The organism is Agrobacterium sp., from assembly GCF_032092815.1.
In the GTDB taxonomy this organism is placed as follows: domain Bacteria; phylum Pseudomonadota; class Alphaproteobacteria; order Rhizobiales; family Rhizobiaceae; genus Agrobacterium.
This window is the reverse complement of record NZ_DAMDBP010000032.1, coordinates 5,068-25,923: the sequence shown is the minus strand read 5'-3', so window position 1 is coordinate 25,923 and position 20,856 is coordinate 5,068. Positions and strand designations below refer to the sequence as shown.

The following is a 20,856-nucleotide window of genomic DNA, read 5'->3' as shown; positions in this document are numbered from 1 at the left end:
GGTTTTCCGGTCCGCGAGCCGATGCTGGCCAAGGGTGATGTTGATGCCGTGTTCGGATTTGCCTTCTCGGTGATCCTGAACCTCAAGGCGCAGGGCATTTCCGACGATGATATCGCCACCATTCTGATGGCTGAAAACGGCTTGAATCTCTATGGCAACTCGGTGCTGGTGAACACTGATTTCGCAGAGAAAAATCCTGAAGCCGTCAAGGGCTTCCTCAAGGCGCTTGCCAAGGGTTTCGCTGATGCCGTTGCCAACCCGGAAGAAGGTGTCGCTGCCGTTCTCGCCCGCAACGAAACCCTCAATAGCGACATTGAGCTCGAGCGCCTCAACATGGCCAATGCCATGAACATCAAGACACCTTACGTGGTGGAAAACGGCATGGGTGGCGTTGATGCGGCCCGTCTGGCGGCTTCCATCGATACGCTGAAAATCTCGCTCGGCCTCAAGGGCAACGTCAAGGCAGAGCAGGTTTTTGACGCAAGCTATCTGCCTGCCAAGGAAGAGCGCATGCTGCCTTGATCGGCAAACTAACGAACGTCGTTATGCCCGGATTTTCCCGGGCATAACCCGACACTGATGTATGGGCCGAGAGTGATCTCCGGCTGGGCACAGTGGGTAAGACGGGCAAGGGTGGTGCCTGTCAGCAATCCGGCCCTCGTGGCGGATTTTCAAGGTTTTACAATAATAAGGACGGGGAAATGCCTCATCTGGTTGAAATCGATAACGTCGACATGCGTTATGGCGGCGCAGCAGGCACGCTTGCCGTTTCAGGTCTGAACCTCACCGTTGAAAAAGGGCAATTTGCAGCGGTGGTCGGACCTTCGGGCTGTGGCAAGTCCACGCTGATGAAGCTGGTCACCGGCCTCCATATTCCACAGGTGGGCAATGTGGTTGTAGCCGGCAAGCAGGTCACCGAACCGGTATCGATTGTTGGCATGGCGTTTCAAAACCCGACCATGCTTCCCTGGCGAACGACGCTGGAAAACATTCTGCTGCCGCTGGAGATCGTGGAAAAACACCGTCATCGCCTGCGTGCGCACAAGGCGGAATATGTCGCCAAGGCGGAACGCCTGCTGGAAATCGTCGGGTTGAAAGGGTTTGGCTCGAAGTTTCCCTGGCAGCTTTCCGGTGGCATGCAGCAGCGCGCCAATCTGTGCCGCGCACTGATCCATGAGCCTGAGTTGCTGATGCTCGACGAGCCGTTCGGCGCGCTGGATGCCTTCACCCGTGAAGAGCTGTGGTGTGTGATCCGCGACCTGCATGCCGCACAGAACGTTACCATCATTCTTGTTACCCATGATCTGCGCGAAGCCGTGTTTCTTGCAGACCGGATTTTTGTGATGACTGCACGACCCGGCCGCATTCTCAAGGAGCATACGGTGCCCTTTGCCCGGCCACGGCAACTGGACCTGATGTATGAGCACGGATTTAACGACATGGTGCATGAGTTGCATGGTGAGATTGCGAAGGCGAGGGTGGCAGCATGAGTGCGGTTGTTGAAGCATCGGTTCCAGCAGAACGACCAAAACCGCTGATTGCCCGGGTCAACTGGGTGAAGGCTGCACCTTGGCTTTACACGCTGGCGCTGTTCCTGGCCTGGGAACTGCTGGTCAAGGCGCTGGATATGCCACCGACCATCCTGCCGTCACCAACGCGTGTATTTCAGGCCATTGTCCAGTACTGGTCGCCAATCTGGAAAAACTCGCTCCAGACGCTGTATACCACGACACTCGGTTTCATTCTGGCTGTGGTTGCCGGTCTGGCGATTGGCCTGTTCATTGGCTGGTCAAAGACCATTTATGCCGGTCTCTACCCGCTGATGATCGGTTTTAATGCCATTCCGAAGGTGGCGTTGGTGCCGATCCTGGTCATCTGGTTCGGCATCGGCACGGTGCCGGCTGTGTTGACTGCCTTCCTGATCTCCTTTTTTCCGATCGTGGTCAATGTTGCCACGGGCCTTGCAACCATCGAACCGGAAACGGAAGATGTGCTGCGGGCGCTCGGCGCGAAGAAAATGGACATCATGCTGAAAGTGGGTATTCCCCGCTCCATGCCGTACTTCTTCGGCTCGCTGAAAATTGCGATCACGCTCGCTTTTGTCGGCTCGGTCGTGTCTGAAACCGTCGCCTCCAATTATGGCCTTGGCAACATGATGAGTTCGGCGCAGAGCCAGTTCAACGTGCCGCTGGTATTTGCCGGTCTGCTGATGCTGGCGATTGAAGGTATCGCCATGTATGCGGTGATGGCCTGGCTTGAAAGGCGCATGACCGGATGGGCGCACCGCTCCACCATGGGGCAATGAGCCAGAAATTGACGACAATAAAAAAGGCCGATTGCGAAATCGGCCTTTCCTGGTTGGATTATCTGCCGGTCATTCGGCTGGCTGTGGTGCCGTCACTTCGGCGCGTTCATCAAATGCCACCTTCATGGCCTTGGTCATGTCGCGGGTTGTTGCCCACCAGCCTTCGCTGCGTGCCCAGTAGCGTAGCTTCACAGTCGCGCTGTCTCCGCTGACGGAATCGATGAACGTGATGGGGGCTGGTTCAAGCAACACGCGGCTGTTGGAGCGTGCGACATTCATCAGCGTTTCCTGTGCCTCTGCAAGACTTTCACCCTTAGGTACAGTAACGCTTAGCTCGTGACGGCGCGATGGGAAACGGCTGTAGTTGGTGATCGGCACGTTCCAGAGCGTTGAGTTTGGTGCAAGGCGGTAAAGCCCTTCACTGGTTTTAAGCTCGGTTGCAAACAGGCCAATCTCGATCACTGTGCCATTAACGGTATTGGTCTCGATATATTCACCGACCCGGAAGGGGCGCAGCACCAGAAGCATGATACCCGCTGCAATATTCTGCAGTGTACCCTGCAGGGCAAGGCCAATGGCCAGACCTGCCGCACCAAGCGCAGCGAGAATGGAAGCCGTTTGGACTCCAAACTGGCCCATCACCATCACGATCACCAGAATGAGGATCACATAACGGATGGCACCGGAGAAGAACCGTGCCAGCGTTTCGTCAAAACCGCGAATGCGTGAAAGACCTTCAAACGCCCAACGTTGCAGAAAAGATGCCGCCAGCCAGCCAATACATAGAAGCAATAATGCCCCGACGATCGAGAAAGAATATTGCACAAGCAATGCGCTTGCCTGACCGAGAGCCGCCTGTGACGCGACAAATAATTCATTAGCCTGTTGTTCCATGAAATTGATCTAATGCCCTGTTGCCTGGATATTCAAAATGGCAACGGCAGAGATTGGAAATGGTTCCGACGAAAATGCGGTGTGTTTTACGAAGGGCGAGGGTGCACATTCGCCGATTAAACCCGTCGTCTGTTGTGATCAGTCGTGAAGTGGCAATACGAAGGGAACATTTCCATCTGTATCCGCTCCGCGGCCAATCGCCTTGAAAGCGGTAACCAGCCTGCCTTCACGGTTCAGCAGACGATCACCAATTTCGATGATCCGCGAATTGGGGGTCGCATAACGGGATGCTGCGCGCAACCGGGTGGCCAGATCCTGTTCATTCTGCTCGGGATAGAGCGCCAGCGATACGATGGCCGCAGCGGCCGGGGAGCGCGATACACCCATCCAGCAGTGAATGAGCAGCGGCGCGGATTGGTCCCAACCCTTGGCAAAATCGATCAGATTTTGAATATGGGCGTCCTGCGGAGCAATCAGATTGCCGGTGCCGGCAAAGCTGATGTCATTCATGGCAAGTGTGAGATGGCGCTCGGCACTGATCACGGCAGGGCGATGAAAGTCCTGCTTCTCAGCCAGCAGGCTGACCATCTCGCGTGCCTTGTGGCGCACAGCCATTTCGGCAATCCGGCCAAGTGGCGAAACAACAATCGCGGTCATGCAGCACCATTAGTCTGTGTTGTGCGCATCGCTTCGATGGCGTTGAACCTCTCGATAAAGAGGTGCTGCGCTTCAACCGCTGGCAAGGGGTCGATCAAAAGCATGTCACGGGTGATGCCACGTGGCTGACCGAAAAACTTCTTGGCCTCCGCCATGGAAAATCCGGCAAGTTCTGTCGCTTCGAAATAGGCGGCAATCGTGTCTGCTTTCTTGATCCGGTCTTTCAGATGATTGGAAGGGTGAGGAGCCAGGGAGAAACGCAAGTGAATGGCTGCCTCAAGCCGTTTTTCAACCGACTTGTAACCACCTCCAACCACTGATTTGAATGGGGAGATCATGTCGCCGATCACATATTCCGGTGCGTCATGCAAAAGCGCCATCAACATCTCATCGGGGCTTGCTTCGCTGCTGCGGCTGAAGATCGCTTCAACGATCAGGCTGTGTTGCGCAACAGAAAAGGCGTGGTCGCCGCGTGTTTGGCCGTTCCAGCGCGCCACACGGGCAAGACCATGGGCAATGTCTGCAATTTCCACATCAAGCGGCGAGGGATCAAGCAGATCAAGGCGTCTGCCAGACAGCATCCTTTGCCATGCACGGGCATTGAGCTTGGCAGCCACCTCTATTCCTCCGCGCCAGCTGTCGGTTCGACTGCCGGGAAGGCAAGGCCGCTCCATTGTGGCAGAGACAGCGTAACCGGTATGTCTGCAGCCAGGACAGGTGTGTTCGCTGCAACTGCTTCTGCCACGCGGTCAATGCGCACGATGGCCAGCGCCTTGTTGCCGCAGACCGTGCCGAGCGTGCCAAGGGGTTTGCCGTTGGCGGTCAGTTCGGTGCCGCTGGCGGGAAGGGTGCTGTCTGCTGCAACGATCGTCACACGTCGACGTGCGGTACCGCGATGTTTCATACGCGAAACAACTTCCTGCCCGACAAAACATCCCTTCTTGAAGGAAACGCCGTCATTGACGTCCATCAGGACATCATGCGGAAAGGCATCCTGCAGCGCGTAATCGAGGCCGGAGTGCACCACGCCCGCAGTGATGCGCAAGTCATCATAGTCGTCAACCGAGCCGGTCGCAGATGAACCCGCCAGCCGGTAAAGCTGAATGCCCGCCTTGGCAAAGCGGCTGTCCAGCTTTGCAGCCGCTGGTGTTTCGTTGTCCCAGAAAACACTGATGCCTTCTTGTGCACCAGATTTGATGTCGACGGCGGCTCTCAGCTTATACATGGTCAGGCGGCGCACCAGTGCGTCCAACTGGCTGCTGTCCGTTTCCAGCACGAAACCGTGTTCGTGACGCGACACCAGAAAATCAAACAGGATCTTGCCTTGTGGTGTCAGCAACGCGCCCGCGCGCACCTCATCCGGCTGCAGGGTCTCGACATCGGTGGTGATCAGATTGTTCAGGAATTCCTGTGCGTCTTTGCCTGTGATCTCGATCTGGCGCTGCTGCGGTAAAAAGGCGGAAGCCATTGATGTATTCCTGTTGAGGTGACTTGTCTGATGCATAACCATATCCAGCCGCCCTGACTACCGTCAGCGCAACAGGTCGGTGTTTGCAGAGCAGGGCGTGCTATCAGGGATTTAGGCACTGAACCGTCAAGCGGCAAGCCGTGACGGCCAGATTATGGCGAAGGTTCAGCGCTGCAACTCAGTCGCCGGCGGTGAAAAATTTCCACTGACCGTCTGGCGTAATGCCAATGCGGTAAAAGCTGTAGGTCCCATATTCCTGCATATCTGCAAGATCACCTGCTGTGATGATGCGCAGCAGCTCAACCTTTTCCGGTGCCGACAACTCACTGAGCGGTTTGCCTGCGAAATAGGGCCAGACATACATTTCTTCTGGCGTGCCAGCGTCCATATGGGCATAGCCGGTCGACAGAAGATCGAGGATAATCGCCAGAACTTCCAAACCATCCGGATCACCGGAGAAGGCCTTCAGGGCGGCAATCGGATCGTCGCCGTCATCACCGGTAATCTGGGCCTGATTGGGACCGGGATTGACCAGAGGGCGCAGCTTTTCAATGTCGCCGGTGGCGGCAGCCTCGACGATCAGCTGACGCAGACGCTGCACAGCGGCAGGGGCCTTGCTGTTGTCGTGCTGGATATCAGAAACGATTGGTGGATCTTCGTCCGCTTCACCGGCGGCCTGATTGTTGGCGCCAGCGGATTTGTCGATCAGTGGGCTTGGCATGGGAATGCCTTCCGAATCACCTTCAACGGCATCCGGTTCTGCCGCCTGCGGTGCGCCCTGTGCGCTCTCGCTGCTGGACTGATCTGGAATATGCTTGAGTTCCGAAAGCGCGAATGTTGGTTGCGCCGATACCAGCATCGCAGCAAGCACGAGAGCCGAAAGGCCCGTCAGGTCTTCCCTCACACGAAACGTCATGATGCTACCCTCCGTTTTACTGGATGGTGCGGGTTGGGGAAAATTCGCCTGCCAGCATTCTTTGGCGCAGTGATTCGAGCATGGCTTCTGCACCAGCCTCACCATGCAGGCGAATGGTTTCGCGCATGGCCAGTGCAATGGCAGCGTCGGCAATGATTTCCGGTTCGATGCCGTCGGCCATACCGTCGGCCCATGCTTCGTTCTGGTGTTCCAGAGCGACCTGCATCTTCTCGTGAACAATCATGTCGGCGATGTCGTTGCGGCTTTCTTGCATACTTTCTTCCTCGTCGAGACGGCTCAAGTCTTACCACCTCGTTAACAACACTAACAGCCTTTTATCAAAACGGCACGGGTTGCGGTAAAAACAGGTTAATTAATTCCTAATTTCCGAACCGTGAAGCAATTTCTGACGCGAGTGTTGCACCTTCGTTACGGTATTGCTCTTCAGCGACCACCGCCGACCGCGTACATTCGGTGTAAACTGCGGCAAATGAACGATATCCGCGGTTAAAGGCAGCCGTCAGTTTCTGCCGTCGCTCCGGTTCGTTGGCCGTTTCCACCGCCAGAAGATCGCCCATTGCCTTGCGCCAGTCCTCCTTGGCATCCTTCTGGCAAAGATTTCGCAGGTAATGCACGGCGCCGGTGACCTCCGCCAGTCGCGACAGCTTGTCGTCATAGGCCGTCGAGGTCGTAGCGTTTCCCGATGCGCCCGGTGCCGCCGGAGGTGTGGATGGCGCCGACGTTTGGGCAAGGGAAGCCGTTGCAGCAAACAGGGTTGCGCAAAATGCAGACAAGGCTGAACGTCGGAACCGTGGTTTGCTCATTGTGGTGTCATGGAGCGATTCTGGAGGGAGTGCAATTGCTTCGCGACCCGTTCGCAGCACTCCAGAACGCTTGGCGGCACAGGCAAGTTGCGGATTTCATCCACCGTAAACCAACCGGGATCGGTGGCATCATCATTGGCAACCGCTTCTGCCATATGGTCTGCCTCAACCAGAAATACCGACAGAAAATAGTGGCTGGAGGCAGGGCCGCTGGCCGTTTCGGGCTTCAGGTCATAGGTCGCAAAAAGCTGTGGATTGCGCGCCACGATACCCGTCTCTTCCTGCAACTCACGCAATGCCGCTTCGGCGGGTGTCTCTCCCGGTTCCGCCTTGCCGCCGGGAAAGGCAAACATGTCGGCAGATGGCGGGTTCTTGCGCCGTACCAGCAACATGCGGTCACCGCGTGTGACGATGGCGGATGAGGCGGATCGTGGCTGCTGCATGAAGAACCTGCTGTATGGAATGACTATCGGAAGGGATCTTATTCGTTCAGGAAGCGCTTTGGAATGTACTCATGGAACGGAAACATCGAAAAGCATGGCCGGGCTTCGGCGATGACACGTTTTATCGAAGGGCGATGCATCAGTCGTTCGAAATAGCGATCCAGCGCAGGTTTGTCCGTGCCGATCGGGTGCACGATGGAGGCGTAAAACAATGCAGGCGCACCAGAACAATCCGCCATGGTGAAGTGCTCTCCACATATCCAGATTTTGCCGGTAAGCTGTCGCTCCAGCATCTCATAGGCTGTGTTCAGCGTCTGGCGCGCCTCGTTCACCCCAAAAGCATCCTGGTTGCCTTGCGGCCTGATCTTGTCCGTGACGATCTTTTGCATGGGCACGCTGACATAGTGGTCAAAGAACCGGTCCCACAACCGTGTTTCCAACTGTGCATCTGACGCACTTGGCAAAAGCCTGACCTCGCCGGGATAATGCTGTTGCAGATATTCGATGATGATGCTGGTCTCGCCCAACACATGATTACGGCGCTGGTCCTCCAACACGGGTATCTTCCCGACTGGCCAGTGGTCGGTCAGTTTTTGAGTGGAATGGGCATCGGAAAAGTCGATCACCGACTTTTCAAATTCTGTCCCGTTCTCATAAAGCGCAATCAGCACCTTGTGACAGAAAGAGGCAAGCGGGTGCATATGCAGCATCAGTGTCATCGCACGATTTCCTCGCATTTGGACATGTGGAGTGGGTTGTTTCAGCTCCAGTCCTGAACCGCTATCATATGCAGGGAATCACTATGTCTTTCCTGTGGCATGAGGCGCCATCCGGCAGAAAACCAAAACAATGAAGACCTATCTGCTCTATGTTGCCGCAGCCTTGGCCGAGATTGCCGGATGTTTCACCTTCTGGGCGTGGCTACGGCTCGATAAATCCATCCTCTGGCTGCTGCCTGGTATGGTGTCGCTTGCGACATTCGCCTGGCTGCTTGCTCTGGTGCCGTCAGAAGCGGCAGGTCGCGCCTATGCGGCCTATGGCGGCATTTATATCATTGCCTCACTCTTCTGGTTATGGGGTGTGGAAGGGCAGTCGCCTGACCGGTGGGACGTTGCAGGCAGTATTGTCTGCCTTGCGGGTGCCAGCCTCATTCTGTTCGGGCCGCGTGGCTGATACACTTGTGTCGATGCCGTAAAACTGTTTGCTGGAGGAAATCGCATGTGTGGACGTTTTGTGTTGCTGGCAACACCCGACGAACTCGCCGAGTTTCTGAGCCTTCTCGAACTGGAGGATTTTCCGGCGCGTTACAATATTGCCCCCACCCAACCGATCCTGGTGGTGGTGGAATCAGACGCATCGCAGCCGGGGAGCAATCTGCCGAGGCGGCAGGCCGTGTTGGCGCGTTGGGGGCTGTTGCCCGGCTGGTTGAAAGACCCCACTGATTTTCCTTTGCTGATCAATGCGCGCGCCGAAACCGCCATCGGCAAGGCATCGTTCAGGGCGGCCATGCGCCACCGTCGTGTGCTGGTGCCAGCCAGCGGTTTTTATGAATGGCGCCGTCCCGAAAAGAATGAGGGGGGTAAACCGCAGGCCTATTTCATCAAACCGAAACGAGGCGGTATAGTCGCCTTTGCCGGTCTGTTGGAAACATGGTCATCGGCCGATGGCTCCGAGGTCGATACGGCTGCCATTCTTACCACATCAGCCAACCGGTCGATCAGCCGCATCCATGACCGTATGCCCGTGGTGATCAATCCTGAAGACTTCAGCCGATGGCTGGACTGCAAAACACAGGAGCCGCGTGAAGTGGCTGACCTGATGGTACCAACTGACGAGGATTTTTTCGAGGCCATCCCGGTGTCAGACAAGGTCAACAAGGTCGCGAATCTCGGACCTGACCTGATCGAGCCAGTCAAAGAAGTTTTGCCAACCAAGAAAAACAAACCCGAAGCAGACAATCCCCAAATGTCGTTGTTCTAAGGGGGGGCAGCCAGAGGCAGGGGTGCTGGTTCTTGGACTGTCAGATCGCCATTTAATGCGTCTTGGCGAGATCGGTGAAACCCTGAAGGATGTCGAGGTCGGCAAATACCCGGTTTCTGCCATTGCTTTTTGCCATATAGAGAAGCTGGTCGGCGGCATTGAGCTGGTTGTCGAAGGGCTCGCTCTTTTCGATTTCGACCACGCCCAAGGAAATGGTGACGGAAATTTCAGTGCCGGTCAGTTGCACGCCGGACCCTTCCACTGCCTCGCGCAAGTCTTCACAAAACGCACGGGCCTGGCCAGAATCGAGATCTTTCAAGAAAATGGCAAATTCCTCACCGCCAATACGGGCAGGCAGGTGTTTGCTCTTTTCGCACATGCCGGCAATCAAAGCGGCAATGTTTTTTAACGTCCGGTCGCCGGCGTCGTGACCATAGGTATCATTGATCTTTTTGAAGTGATCAATGTCGAGGATTGCGAGTGCGCCCTTGGCCTTGCTTTTCTGCAAGTCGGTCATCATCACCTTGGTTTTTTCAAAAAATGATCGGCGGTTGGGCAGATTGGTCAGATGATCGCGTTCGGCGAGGTGGCGCAGACGTTTCAGCTGCTTCAGCGTTTCTATGTTGTTGTCGATGCGGCACTGCAATTCTTCCAGCACGAATGGCCGGTAGATGAAGTCTGACGCCCCGGCTTTCAGGAAACTTGCCGACAACAACCGGTCGGTGGAGGAGGACACGCCGATGATGCGCAGGTCTTCGGAACTGCGATATTCGCGGACCTTTCGTGTCAGCTGATAACCATCCATGTCGGGCATGTGATAATCGGTAATTACCAGCTCTATCGTTTCGTCCTGTTTGAGAATTTCAAGCGCCTGAGTGCCGCTGCGTGCCTCAATGACGCGAAAATTCTGTCTTTGGAGGATTTCCACCAGCCCGGAGCGGGCAGAACGCGCATCATCTACCACCAGCACGGAAAACAGCCGGTTGGTGATGATCCGGTCAACCGTCTTGATCACCGCATCCACGGTGCGGTGACCATCCTTGATGATGTAATCGATGATTTTCTTTTCTGTATACCGTTTGCGTGCCGCCTCATCGAATGTCGCGGTAAACACGATCGTCGGAATGCGACCTGCCGAAAGCAGGTCGAGGATTTCTCCGTCAGGCGCATCTGGCAGGTTGAGACCGGTCAAGGCTAGCGTAAAATCATGATCGCCAATCAGCTGTGTCGCAGACTTCATCGTGTCGCAGTGAATGACCTCGGCGCCGGTTTCTGCTTCCAACCGTTGTTTCAACAACATCGACAGTGCAATGGAATCTTCGACCAGCAAAATCTTATGGGGCAGGGAGTTCACGTCAGTATAGTGCGCCTGCCGGTTATCCCGTACGTAAGACATTGCGTTCCCCTTGACCGTTATTCTTTGCGAGTCAGATAATGCAGGTGGATTACCAATATCTTAGGATAACTTAATACGGACCAAAGGTCGCAGCACTTTCCAAATCTTATATGCGATTTCGCAGCGTATTTTGAAAGCCGGGCGCATCCGGGCTTGATAATGGTACCGCCAAACCAATAATTGCGCATCTGCAGGGCCGCGACGCATCCCCTTGCACCACGCAACCATGCCTGCCGCATGAATTTCAGGAAAACAGAAATATGCCGTCCTTACTGTCTGCCAGCCTCGCCGGTTTCCTGCTGGGTGGTTCTCTTATTATTGCCATCGGCGCCCAGAACGCCTTCATCCTGCGGCAGGGGCTTATTCGCAATCATGTTTTCCTGCTGTGCCTGATCTGCGCACTGTCTGATGCCTTGCTGATTGCAGCCGGCGTGGCGGGTCTGGGGACGATCGTCTCACAGTCTCCAATGCTGATTGCCGTCGTCACGCTTGGGGGCGCAATCTTTCTGGCCTGCTACGGTTTTCTGGCATTTCGCCGGGCCTTGAAGCCAAGTGCCATGCAGGCGAGCAATTCCCGTGGTCTGGGTTTGCGTGCAGCAGTGATGACCTGCCTGGCCTTCACCTTCCTCAATCCGCATGTTTATCTTGATACGGTGGTGCTGCTCGGCAGCCTGTCAGCGGCTTATGAGGGCAGCGCCCGTCTGGCTTATGGCGCAGGGGCGGTTGTTGCATCATTCGTGTGGTTTTTCTCGCTGGGATACGGCGCCCGCTATCTGGCGCCGCTTTTTGCCCGTCCATCCGCATGGCGTGTGCTGGATGCCATCATCGGCGTGATCATGAGCCTGCTGGCGCTCAGCCTTCTGGTACGGTTCGTCAATCAGTCTGTGCTGTAAAAGGTCTGGCGGGAAGCAAACACTGGCTCACCAGAGTGAGCCGGGCTTCCGGCTTTCGGTCAGGATTTTTTGACCGATGCCTGGGCTGGTTTGCTCTTTTGCATCATCGATGCGGCGGCAACGGCCTTGAGGCCCAGTGGCTTGTAATGGCTGTTCAGGTCTGGCTTTGATGTCTTTGGGGCAGTCTTGTTTTCACTCATTGTCTCGCTCCTCGAATAATCTCTTGATCTTGATAACAGGCAGATTCGTTGCCGTGTTGTTTCATGACCAATCATGACAAATTCGAGGCGAATACAAATCAATTGAAGATTGCAGCCTGCGACAAATCGTGCGCAGATGCTGCCAATCTTCAATCACAAGTACTGATTTCAGCGATCAGATACCGCGGTCCAGACCATCACCATTATCACCGTGACTGTCTTCTTCAATAGTCAAAGTGCCGTAACGTTTGTGCCAGACGCGGGCGCTAAACGGCAGGAAGACGAGGTAGGCTGCGACGGTGACGGCCAGCACTTCCCAGGTAAAGCTCATCAGCAGAGCCACATAGAGCACGACGATGAGCATCAGCGGCAGAACGATGTCGCGTCGAATGCGTGTTTCGGATTTGCCCGACCAGACCGGCAAACGGCTGATGAGCAGGTAACCAATCAAAACCGTGTAGGCACTGGCCACATAGGAGAAGGGTGACGTTGGCGGCATGCCGAGAAAACCGAGATAGACCGGCAGCAGGACCAAAAGCGCGCCCATAGGGGCGGGCACGCCGACAAAGAATTCGTTCTGCCAGGGTGCCTTGATTTCACGTTCGATCATGACGTTAAAACGTGCCAGTCTGAGGCCCGCTGCAATGACGTAGATCAGGGCGGCAATCCAGCCGATGCTGCGGGCTTGGTCCAGCATGAATGCGTAAAGAACAAGCGCCGGTGCAACGCCGAAATTGACGATGTCGGCGAGCGAATCCATCTGCGCGCCGAATTTGGAGGTGGCCTTCATCATGCGGGCCACACGTCCGTCGATACCATCGAGGAAGGCGGCCAGCAGAACCATGCCGACTGCCAACTCGAAGCGGTTTTCGAAAGCAAGGCGAACGCCGCTCAAGCCCGCGCAGATTGCCAGTACCGTAATCAGATTGGGAATGACCAGCCGCATGGGAATTTCGCGCAGCCGTGGGCCGCGGGCATTGTCCTGCCCATTCTCATGTTTGCCGTTCGTTACCGGTTCTGCGGGAGTAGGCGTTTCCATGAGGGCGTCCTTGCAGTTATGCGTCAGTTGCGGCGGCTGATGACTGGACCCTTGGTCGCAGCAAATTCTGCAAGCACGGTTTCACCGGCAATCGCTGTTTGGCCAACAGACACGCGTGGCTGGGTGCCAGACGGCAGGAAGATATCGAGGCGCGAACCAAAACGGATGAGACCGAAACGCTCACCGGCATCCACAGGCTCGTTCGGCTTGACCCAGCACACGATACGGCGTGCGACCATGCCGGCAATCTGCACGACACCGATCTGGCCGTGGCGGGTCTCGATAACAAGACCGTTGCGCTCATTGTCTTCGCTGGCCTTGTCTGCCTCGGCATTGAGGAACAGGCCTGGACGATAGGCAATGTTGACGATGCGGCCGCGAACCGGCGCACGGTTTACGTGGCAGTTGAACACGTTCATGAACACCGAGATGCGCAGCATTGGCTCTTTGCCAAGCTCCAGCTCATGCGGTGGCACAACCATCTGGATTGCGGAAACCTTGCCGTCGGCGGGGCTGATGACGAGATCATCGTCCTGCGGTGTAACGCGCTCAGGGTCGCGGAAGAAGTAGGCGCACCACAGGGTCAAAACGAGGCCGACCCAGAACAGCGGCTCGGCAATCCAGCCTAGCACCAGCGAAGCCACGAAAAAGGCAGCGACGAAAACGTAACCTTCCTTATGGATCGGGACGATGGTGTTACGAATGGTATCGAACAGGTTCATAGGTCTTTTTCTCCGATTTTTATCGTTCTTGCATGCCGCCCGGAAGCATCGATGTTTCCAACGTGCACGCCAAACCAGACCCTTGCTGACTACAGGCAAAAGCCCGGCTGGGCAATGCATCAGACGAAAGCATCAACGGTTTGTGTGCGCTCCACCCGCGATAAGACGGGGATAACAGGGAATATCTGCCCCTGTCAGTGCGCTGGTGTGCCGCGGTTCACAATGCCCAGATCATCGGTTTCACGCACCTGCCGCAAGCGCTCTTCCGCACGGTTGGCTTCGCGCTGGCGATCCCACATCGAGGCGTAGAGACCATGGGCTGCGATCAGATAGGGGTGCGTGCCGCGCTCAACGATGCAGCCATCCTTCAACACGATGATCTCATCGGCGTGAATGACGGTGGACAGGCGGTGCGCAATCACCAGCGTCGTGCGATTTTGCGAAACGATATCGAGCGCGCTCTGGATTTCCTGTTCGGTATTGGTGTCGAGCGCCGAGGTCGCCTCATCGAGAATGAGGACGGGCGGAGCCTTGAGAATGGTTCTGGCAATGGCCACACGCTGCTTTTCACCGCCAGACAGTTTCAGGCCGCGTTCGCCGACCATCGTGTCATAGCCCTCAGGCAACCGTTCGATGAAACCACTGATCTGCGCTGCATCGGAGGCAGCCTTCACATCACCGTCAGCGGCTGAGGTGCGACCGTAACGAATATTGTAGGCAATCGTGTCGTTAAACAGCACCGTGTCCTGCGGCACAATGCCGATGACCGAACGCAGGCTTTTCTGCGTAACGTCGCGGATATCCTGTCCGTCAATGGTGATGGCGCCATCCTGTATGTCATAGAAACGGTAGAGAAGGCGCGAAATGGTCGATTTACCCGCCCCTGACGGACCGACAATCGCAATTGTCTTGCCGGCAGGCACGTCAAAGGAAATGCCTTTCAGGATTGGCCGGTCTGGGTCATAGGCAAAATGCACATCCTTGAAGGATATCGCGCCACTGCCGATGATGAGCGACTTGGCGTCGGGTGCGTCGGTAACCTCAGCTTCGACTTCCAGCAGATCGAACATCTGTTCGATATCGGTCAGTCCCTGGCGAATTTCGCGATAAACGAAACCGATGAAATTCAATGGCACGGAAAGCTGCAGCAACAGGGCGTTGATGAACACGAAATCACCAATGCTCTGTTCGCCGCGCTGCACGGCCAGTGCCGACATGACCATCATCACCATCGAGCCGATGCCGAAGATCACGCCCTGGCCAAAGTTCAGCCAACCAAGCGAGGTCCAGATGGCGGTCGCGGATTTTTCATAGCGTGCCATGGCACCATCAAAACGATGCGCCTCCATATCTTCATTGCCGAAATATTTGACGGTCTCAAAATTCAGAAGCGAATCGATGGCCTTGGTATTGGCGTCCGTGTCGCTGTCATTCATCGAGCGGCGAATGCCGATGCGCCAGTCGCTGGCCTTCACTGTGAACCACACATAGGCCCACACGGTGATGACCGTGATCAGCACATAGGTGAATCCGTAAGTCCACCACAGGATAACGGCAGTCAGCAGAAATTCGATGAAGGTTGGGGCGGTGTTGAGGATCGTAAATCGAACTATGGTTTCGATGCCCTTCGTACCGCGTTCGATAATGCGGGAAAGGCCACCCGTCTTGCGCTCCAGATGGAAACGCAGGGACAACTGGTGCATGTGCACGAAGGTCTTGTAGGCCAGTTGGCGCACCGCATGCTGGCCGACGCTGGCAAACAGCGTGTCGCGCAGCTGGTTGAGACCAACCTGTAACAGGCGGGTAAAATTATAGGCGATGACAAGGGCGACAGCCCCCAGCAGAAACACTGGCAACAGACTGGTCGCATCCTGCTTGCCATTCAGGGCATCGGTTGCCCATTTGAAGAAATAGGGCACAAGGATCAGAACCAACTTGGCCGCGACAAGGAAAAGCGTTGCCCAGACCACCCGCATCTTGAGGTCGGTCCTGCCGTGCGGCCACATGTAGGGCCACAGGTTCACCAGCGTCTGCATAGGATTGCTGGCATCGGCGGATATGGTTTTTTTCTTGTCTTGCTGCATGTCTTGGCTCCGGACCACTGCCGAAAGGCCGACAGCATAACGGCGGCTGTTATAGCCGCCGTCAGTTGCGAAATAAGTACTGGATTGGACGATTGCAATCCTACTGGAGGATTTTACCGCCCTTAGCCACCGGTCAAGCGTTTGCGGTGCAGCTCTTCTGCATTTGGCAGCGCCTTTTCAGGCAGGCCGAAGATCTGGCCGGGCTCGATCAGGTCAGGATTTTTGATCTGGTCCTGATTGGCAAGGTAGATCGTGGTGTAACGAACGCCCTGGCCGTAAATGCGACGGGAAATCTGCCACAAGGTGTCACCCCGGCGAATGATGATCGCATTTTCATTATGGGCAAGCGGCGCCTGTTCAAATGTTTTTGGTCCTTCATTGCTGACGGGAACCGGTGTCGATGTCAGTTCGGCAATACGTGTTGCCAGACCCGAGAGGGCATTGCCCACGGCCTTTACATCATTCGGCAGCTTGTCGAGCACCGAGGCGATCTCGCTGGCCTGATTTGCCGTTGTGCCGACGAATGTTGCAAAGCCGGCTTCGGCGGAGGCCGCAGCCCGGAACTCGGACAGCGACTTCAGTGCAAACGACGTGGCGGAACGGGCCGCAACCATCTGTTCCATCTGTGGTGTCTTGCCGTCGGCATAAAGTGCCTGCAGCAGGCCGAATGCCTTGGCCACTTCTTCGCGCAGGTTCCTGAACACCGAAGCGTCGCTCAGTGGGCTTTCGACAGCCGCTGTGGAGGTTGCAGCAGCGGCACCCGGCTGCACTGTCACAGCAACCTGTTCACCTGCAGGGCGGGCAAACGGCACGTTCACGCGCACCAGAACCTTGCCATCGCTGCCAAGCATTTCAGTGCTGACAGTGTGGTTGCCAACGCTAAGGTCAATGGTGCCTTCCACAACGAAGCTGCCGGATGGCTGTGTTGTGGTGTTGCCGATTGCCTTGTCGTCAACCAGTGCGCGGATTGTAGAGCCGGCTGGTGCAGCACCGGCGATGAAAATCTTGTCGCCTTCAAACTCCACAGCTGTGACCTGAATGGCGGCTTTCTCGCTCGTCGTGGCATCGGATGGTGCCGTGGTGCCAATTGCAGGTGGCTGGGTGGCAACCTCGCCAGCGCCAGCAGGAAGGCCGGGCAGGCCAGTGGTTTCAGCCGGTGCCGATGTTTGCGTTGCAACTTCGGCGCCTGGCGCATCGCTCGCTGTGCTCTCCGGCAGGGTCAGCAGGCGACTTGCTTTGCCCGGCTTTGTCACCATGGCGAGAAGATTGCCTGCTTTGTCCTTGGGAACGGAGACAGTAGCGATTTCATCGGATTGAAGGACCGTACCATCCTTGTCGGTGCTGCGCAAAACGAGTTGGTGATCGCCAGGAGGCAACGGATTGTCGAGCACGGCGGCAAAATCGCCGTTCTGGCCGATATCTGCCTTGGAGATGACCTGACCATTGTTGATAATTTCAAGCGTCGAACCTGCCTTGGCCTTGCCGGCAATAACGGCAGAACCGTCCGGCTCGACACGCAACACGTCAAAGGTCGGCAGGTCGGCGGACGACTGTTGGTTTGCAGCAGGTGCTGGTTCCTGAGCAATCGGAGCACCATCATCGGTGCCTGCAAAAATGCCGGCCAGACGGCCGATCCGGGCGGCTGCATCCCGGGCGCTGACTGGCAGTTCCGTGAGGAAGGTGCTGGCGCGTTCGGCGGCCGCACGGGCCGTGGTGATCAGTCGCGATGTGGTGTCATCAAGCGTGTCAGGAATGTCGACGTCCGAAAGCTCTTTCAGGGCGGCTTCTACCTTGGTGCGCGCTGCCGCATAGTCGGCGTCAGACGGTACCTTGCCATCGGTGAACAGTCCGGTCATCTGGTTGATGGAATCCGTTGCCGAAGCGGCAAGACGTGCAACCTTGTCGGCCACCTTCGTGGTTTCTTCCGCCGCATCGTTGAGAATATCGGACGCACTCTGGCCTCCGAGTTCGACGGCATCCTTGACGGCCGTACCTGCATTGTTGATGGCGTCACCAATCGGCTTGCCATCCTGCGATATCCGTGGAAGCACAAAGAACACCATGAGCAACGTCGCTACCGCGAGCACGATAAGCGCCAGTAGGCCGGCCCGTTTGTTTTTCATCCTTTGAGTCTCCGGATATATCTCTTTTCTATCAATCGGAATTGCTAGCTTTTTCCACCCCTGTACACAAGCGTTTGCAAGGGAAAACAGCGTTTTCGGGCAATTCATTCACCCATATTTTCTTGACGGATGGCGAAAGGCATTGTTCCTTCGATCCATGACCAGTGAAAAACATCCGATTCGATCCATCTGCGTATATTGCGGCTCCCAACCAGGTCGTGATCCGGCCTATATGGAAGCCGGGCGCGCGCTTGGAAAAGCTATAGCCGATAACGGTCTTCGCCTCGTTTATGGCGGAGGCACAAAGGGTATCATGGGCGCCGTTGCAAGCGGCGTACTCTCCAATGGTGGCGAAGTAACCGGTATTATACCGGAATTTCTTGTCGATATGGAGGCGACCCGCCATTCTCTCGGACAATTGAACGAGTTGATCGTCACCAAGGACATGCATGAGCGCAAACACAAGATGTTTGAACGTTCAGATGCATTCGTCACATTGCCGGGTGGTGTTGGCACCTTGGAAGAGATCGTCGAGATCATGACCTGGGCGCAGCTTGGTCGCCATGCCAAGCCGATGGTGTTTGCCAATATCAACGGGTTCTGGAACCCGATGCTGGAACTCATTCGCCACATGCGCGACGAAGGGTTCATCCACCGGGCCCATATGCTGAACCCGCTGGTGATCGACGAGATCAAGGATATCGTTCCGGCGATCATCGATCGGGCGGCTGCACAGGCCAATCCGGATGGCGATAACTCTGTTATCTCTCAGCTATAACCGACATTTCACATAATGCCTTTCCTACCGTGCTGAAGGCAGGAAAGGCATGGGCCTTTAGCGGCCTTTGAGCTGCCGCAGCATGGCGAAGGTGTAAATCACCAATGCAGTCCAGATCAGGCAGAACGCCACCATTTTGGCTGTGCTGAAGTGTTCGTTGAACAGGAACACGGCAATCAGGAACACGATGGTCGGCGCGATATATTGCATGATGCCGATGGTCGAAAGCTGCAGCAGCTTGGCGCCATTGCCGTAAAGCATCAGCGGTACGGCGGTCACGGCACCAGCAACCAAAAGCAGGATCGTGTCAGTTGAGTTGTCGGCCAGGAAATGGCCTGAGTCTGTCATGGCAAGGTAGATCATATAAGCAACGGCGGCCGGGCTCAGCAGCAAAACCTCAAGGAGGAAACCCTGGTTGGCGCCAACCGGCAGTGTCTTGCGGAAAAAACCATAAAAACCCCATGAACATGTCAGGCCGAGTGCCACCCAAGGCATGGTGCCAGCATCCCAAGTCAGGATAACGACGGCGACCGCCGCAAGAGAAATAGCCGCGATTTGCATCGGAAGCAGGCGCTCTTTCAGCAGGACGGCACCGAGAAAGATGCTGAACAATGGATTGATGAAGTAACCCAGCGCCGCATCGATCGCGTGACCGGCACCAATCGCCCAGACATAGATGCCCCAGTTGATGGTAATCAGCGTTGCAGTCATGCAGGCAAGCAGGATGGTGCGCGGTGAACGGAAGGCCGCCTTGATATCCTTGGTCTGGCCGAGCACAATCAGCACGACGGCTGCAATGGGAATGGACCAGAGAACGCGGTGGGCCAGCACTTCGGCTGGTGAAATATGCGCCACTGCCTTGATGTAGAGTGGTAAAATGCCCCACAGAAGATAGGCACTCAGCGCAAGGCTGAAACCGCGCGTGCTTTCGCTGCGTGGTGCAGCGGGGGTGATGCGTTCGATTTCCATTGGGGTTTCCTGCCGGATTTTTTTATTGAGATCGCAATAATCCAGTCCGGCAGAATTAGCCAATTCATTTCAGTGAACCATCTATCAGCAAAGCTTCATCGAGCTTGCGAAGGTTCAGGCCGTTATTTGCCCGCGAACTGGTCCAGCGCGCGGATGGTCCGGTCGAGAATACCCGGTTCGGACAGGGCGTGTCCTGCCCCTTCAATGACATGCAGTTCGGCTTTCGGCCATGCCTTGGAAAGCTGCCAGGCATATTTCAGCGGGCAGGGCATGTCGTAACGGCCATGCGCAATAACAGCGGGAATGTCTTTGAGCTTGTGAGCGTTACGCAGCAACTGACCTTCTTCAAGCCAGCAGGCATTCACGAAGTAATGGTTCTCAAGACGCGCAAAGGCGATGGCAAATGTATCGTCACCGTGTTTGGCCAGAAGATCATCGCTGGGCATCAGGCAAATGGTGGCACCCTCCCACTGGCTCCATGCCTTGGCGCATTCCAGCTTCTTGGCCTCGTCGTCGCCAGTCAGGTAACGATGATAGGCCAGCATTAGATCGCCACGTTCATGTTCCGGAATGGGCGCAATGAATTTTTCCCAGCGATCGGGGTACATTTCCGAGACGCCAAATTGATAATACCAGTCGATTTCCGCCTTTGTGACGGTGTAGATGCCACGAAGCACAAGCTCGCTCACATGTTCGGGATGCGTTTCGGCATAGGCAAGCGCCAGTGTCGATCCCCATGAGCCACCGACCACAAGCCATTTGTCCACGCCGACCATCTCACGCAGACGCTCGATATCAGCCACAAGATGCCAGGTGGAATTGGCTTCCAGATGCGCGTGTGGTGTCGAGCGGCCGCAACCGCGCTGGTCGAACAGCACGACATCATAAAGCGCAGGATCGAAGATGCGGCGCTGCATGGCATTGACGCCACCACCCGGCCCACCATGCAGGAAAACGGCCGGTTTTGCGCCAGGTGTGCCAATTCGTTCCCAATAGATCGTGTGGCCATCACCGACATCCAGCATGCCGCAGGCATAGGGTTCGATTTCCGGGTAAAGGGTGCGAAGGTCATTGCTCATGAATGTTATTCCTTGGGTGGCCAGACTGCAGTGTCGTGGTCGGGATGCTGGAAAGAGACGATGGTCGTTTCATCAACGCTCTGATC

24 protein-coding genes and 1 pseudogene are annotated in these 20,856 nt (G+C 56.0%); 7 read left to right on the top strand and 18 right to left on the bottom strand.

What is annotated here, in order from left to right; all coding sequences use genetic code 11:
- The 3 genes from RT613_RS17230 to RT613_RS17220 form a co-directional block, all read left to right on the top strand.
- The coding region (locus tag RT613_RS17230; RefSeq protein ID WP_313617296.1) for an ABC transporter substrate-binding protein at positions 1-522 on the top strand (522 nt) is incomplete at its 5' end.
- A gap of 179 nt (positions 523-701) precedes the next feature.
- The gene (locus RT613_RS17225; RefSeq protein WP_313617294.1) at positions 702-1,490 is read left to right on the top strand and encodes an ABC transporter ATP-binding protein; all 789 of its coding nucleotides are present in this window, start codon (positions 702-704) and stop codon (positions 1,488-1,490) included.
- Positions 1,487-2,305 (top strand): ABC transporter permease, encoded by an 819-nt coding sequence (locus RT613_RS17220; protein ID WP_313617292.1) that lies wholly within the window; start codon positions 1,487-1,489, stop codon positions 2,303-2,305. Before RT613_RS17225 ends, RT613_RS17220 begins: the two co-directional genes overlap by 4 nt.
- A 69-nt stretch (positions 2,306-2,374) precedes the next feature.
- On the opposite strand, the gene RT613_RS17215 is transcribed toward RT613_RS17220, so the two are convergent.
- The 9 genes from RT613_RS17215 to RT613_RS17175 all read right to left on the bottom strand — a co-directional run bounded on the left by RT613_RS17215 (position 2,375) and on the right by RT613_RS17175 (position 8,226).
- Entirely contained in the window at positions 2,375-3,199 is an 825-nt protein-coding gene (locus RT613_RS17215; protein WP_313617290.1) for a mechanosensitive ion channel family protein, read from the bottom strand.
- Positions 3,200-3,337: 138 nt separating this feature from the next.
- Positions 3,338-3,856 (bottom strand): tyrosine phosphatase family protein, encoded by a 519-nt coding sequence (locus RT613_RS17210; RefSeq protein WP_313617288.1) that lies wholly within the window; start codon positions 3,854-3,856, stop codon positions 3,338-3,340.
- Positions 3,853-4,437 (bottom strand): HD family hydrolase, encoded by a 585-nt coding sequence (locus tag RT613_RS17205; protein ID WP_313617345.1) that lies wholly within the window; start codon positions 4,435-4,437, stop codon positions 3,853-3,855. Before RT613_RS17205 ends, RT613_RS17210 begins: the two co-directional genes overlap by 4 nt.
- Before the next feature lie 38 nt (positions 4,438-4,475).
- Positions 4,476-5,324: a folate-binding protein YgfZ gene (locus RT613_RS17200; protein ID WP_313617286.1), complete on the bottom strand. Its 849-nt coding sequence runs from the start codon at positions 5,322-5,324 to the stop codon at positions 4,476-4,478.
- A 178-nt stretch (positions 5,325-5,502) separates the two neighbouring features.
- Complete coding sequence (locus RT613_RS17195) at positions 5,503-6,240, bottom strand: hypothetical protein (protein WP_313617284.1); 738 nt, start codon at positions 6,238-6,240, stop codon at positions 5,503-5,505.
- A gap of 16 nt (positions 6,241-6,256) precedes the next feature.
- Positions 6,257-6,514, bottom strand: coding sequence for a hypothetical protein (locus RT613_RS17190; protein WP_313617282.1), 258 nt, complete (start codon positions 6,512-6,514; stop codon positions 6,257-6,259).
- Positions 6,515-6,620: 106 nt separating this feature from the next.
- Entirely contained in the window at positions 6,621-7,064 is a 444-nt protein-coding gene (locus tag RT613_RS17185) for a TIGR02301 family protein (RefSeq protein ID WP_313617280.1), read from the bottom strand.
- Positions 7,061-7,507 carry an NUDIX hydrolase gene (locus tag RT613_RS17180; protein WP_313617278.1) on the bottom strand — a complete coding sequence of 149 codons (447 nt, stop codon included), beginning with the start codon at positions 7,505-7,507 and terminating at the stop codon, positions 7,061-7,063. The genes RT613_RS17185 and RT613_RS17180 overlap by 4 nt, the downstream gene beginning before the upstream one ends.
- A gap of 38 nt (positions 7,508-7,545) precedes the next feature.
- The gene (locus tag RT613_RS17175; RefSeq protein WP_313617276.1) at positions 7,546-8,226 is read right to left on the bottom strand and encodes a glutathione S-transferase family protein; all 681 of its coding nucleotides are present in this window, start codon (positions 8,224-8,226) and stop codon (positions 7,546-7,548) included.
- A 130-nt stretch (positions 8,227-8,356) separates the two neighbouring features.
- Here RT613_RS17175 and RT613_RS17170 point away from each other — a divergent pair, with 130 nt between their 5' ends.
- Positions 8,357-8,680 (top strand): YnfA family protein, encoded by a 324-nt coding sequence (locus RT613_RS17170; RefSeq protein ID WP_313617275.1) that lies wholly within the window; start codon positions 8,357-8,359, stop codon positions 8,678-8,680.
- A gap of 45 nt (positions 8,681-8,725) precedes the next feature.
- On the top strand, positions 8,726-9,487 hold the full coding sequence (locus RT613_RS17165; RefSeq protein ID WP_313617273.1) for an SOS response-associated peptidase: 762 nt from the start codon (positions 8,726-8,728) through the stop codon (positions 9,485-9,487).
- Between the two features lie 52 nt (positions 9,488-9,539).
- Here the strand turns inward: RT613_RS17165 and RT613_RS17160 are convergent, their stop codons facing one another.
- Positions 9,540-10,832, bottom strand: coding sequence for a PleD family two-component system response regulator (locus RT613_RS17160; protein ID WP_313617343.1), 1,293 nt, complete (start codon positions 10,830-10,832; stop codon positions 9,540-9,542).
- Between the two features lie 311 nt (positions 10,833-11,143).
- Here RT613_RS17160 and RT613_RS17155 point away from each other — a divergent pair, with 311 nt between their 5' ends.
- On the top strand, positions 11,144-11,776 hold the full coding sequence (locus tag RT613_RS17155) for a LysE/ArgO family amino acid transporter (protein WP_313617271.1): 633 nt from the start codon (positions 11,144-11,146) through the stop codon (positions 11,774-11,776).
- Positions 11,777-11,835: 59 nt separating this feature from the next.
- Here the strand turns inward: RT613_RS17155 and RT613_RS17150 are convergent, their stop codons facing one another.
- From RT613_RS17150 to RT613_RS17130, 5 genes are all read right to left on the bottom strand, one after another.
- The gene (locus RT613_RS17150; RefSeq protein ID WP_313617269.1) at positions 11,836-11,976 is read right to left on the bottom strand and encodes a hypothetical protein; all 141 of its coding nucleotides are present in this window, start codon (positions 11,974-11,976) and stop codon (positions 11,836-11,838) included.
- A 175-nt stretch (positions 11,977-12,151) separates the two neighbouring features.
- The gene (pssA, locus tag RT613_RS17145; RefSeq protein ID WP_313617267.1) at positions 12,152-13,015 is read right to left on the bottom strand and encodes a CDP-diacylglycerol--serine O-phosphatidyltransferase; all 864 of its coding nucleotides are present in this window, start codon (positions 13,013-13,015) and stop codon (positions 12,152-12,154) included.
- A gap of 23 nt (positions 13,016-13,038) precedes the next feature.
- On the bottom strand, positions 13,039-13,857 hold the full coding sequence (locus tag RT613_RS17140) for a phosphatidylserine decarboxylase (RefSeq protein WP_313617265.1): 819 nt from the start codon (positions 13,855-13,857) through the stop codon (positions 13,039-13,041).
- A gap of 74 nt (positions 13,858-13,931) precedes the next feature.
- Positions 13,932-15,821: an ABC transporter ATP-binding protein/permease gene (locus RT613_RS17135; protein WP_313617263.1), complete on the bottom strand. Its 1,890-nt coding sequence runs from the start codon at positions 15,819-15,821 to the stop codon at positions 13,932-13,934.
- A 122-nt stretch (positions 15,822-15,943) separates the two neighbouring features.
- Positions 15,944-17,944: a LysM peptidoglycan-binding domain-containing protein gene (locus RT613_RS17130; protein ID WP_313617261.1), complete on the bottom strand. Its 2,001-nt coding sequence runs from the start codon at positions 17,942-17,944 to the stop codon at positions 15,944-15,946.
- A gap of 157 nt (positions 17,945-18,101) precedes the next feature.
- On the opposite strand from RT613_RS17130, the gene RT613_RS17125 reads away from it, so the two are divergent.
- Entirely contained in the window at positions 18,102-18,722 is a 621-nt protein-coding gene (locus RT613_RS17125; protein ID WP_313617259.1) for a TIGR00730 family Rossman fold protein, read from the top strand.
- Positions 18,723-18,779: 57 nt separating this feature from the next.
- On the opposite strand, the gene rarD is transcribed toward RT613_RS17125, so the two are convergent.
- The 3 genes and pseudogenes from rarD to RT613_RS17110 all read right to left on the bottom strand — a co-directional run.
- Complete coding sequence (gene rarD, locus RT613_RS17120; protein ID WP_313617258.1) at positions 18,780-19,691, bottom strand: EamA family transporter RarD; 912 nt, start codon at positions 19,689-19,691, stop codon at positions 18,780-18,782.
- A 122-nt stretch (positions 19,692-19,813) separates the two neighbouring features.
- Positions 19,814-20,770, bottom strand: coding sequence for a prolyl aminopeptidase (pip, locus tag RT613_RS17115; protein WP_313617256.1), 957 nt, complete (start codon positions 20,768-20,770; stop codon positions 19,814-19,816).
- 5 nt (positions 20,771-20,775) lie between these two features.
- Positions 20,776-20,856, bottom strand: a pseudogene (locus RT613_RS17110) (GFA family protein); the annotation flags it as partial.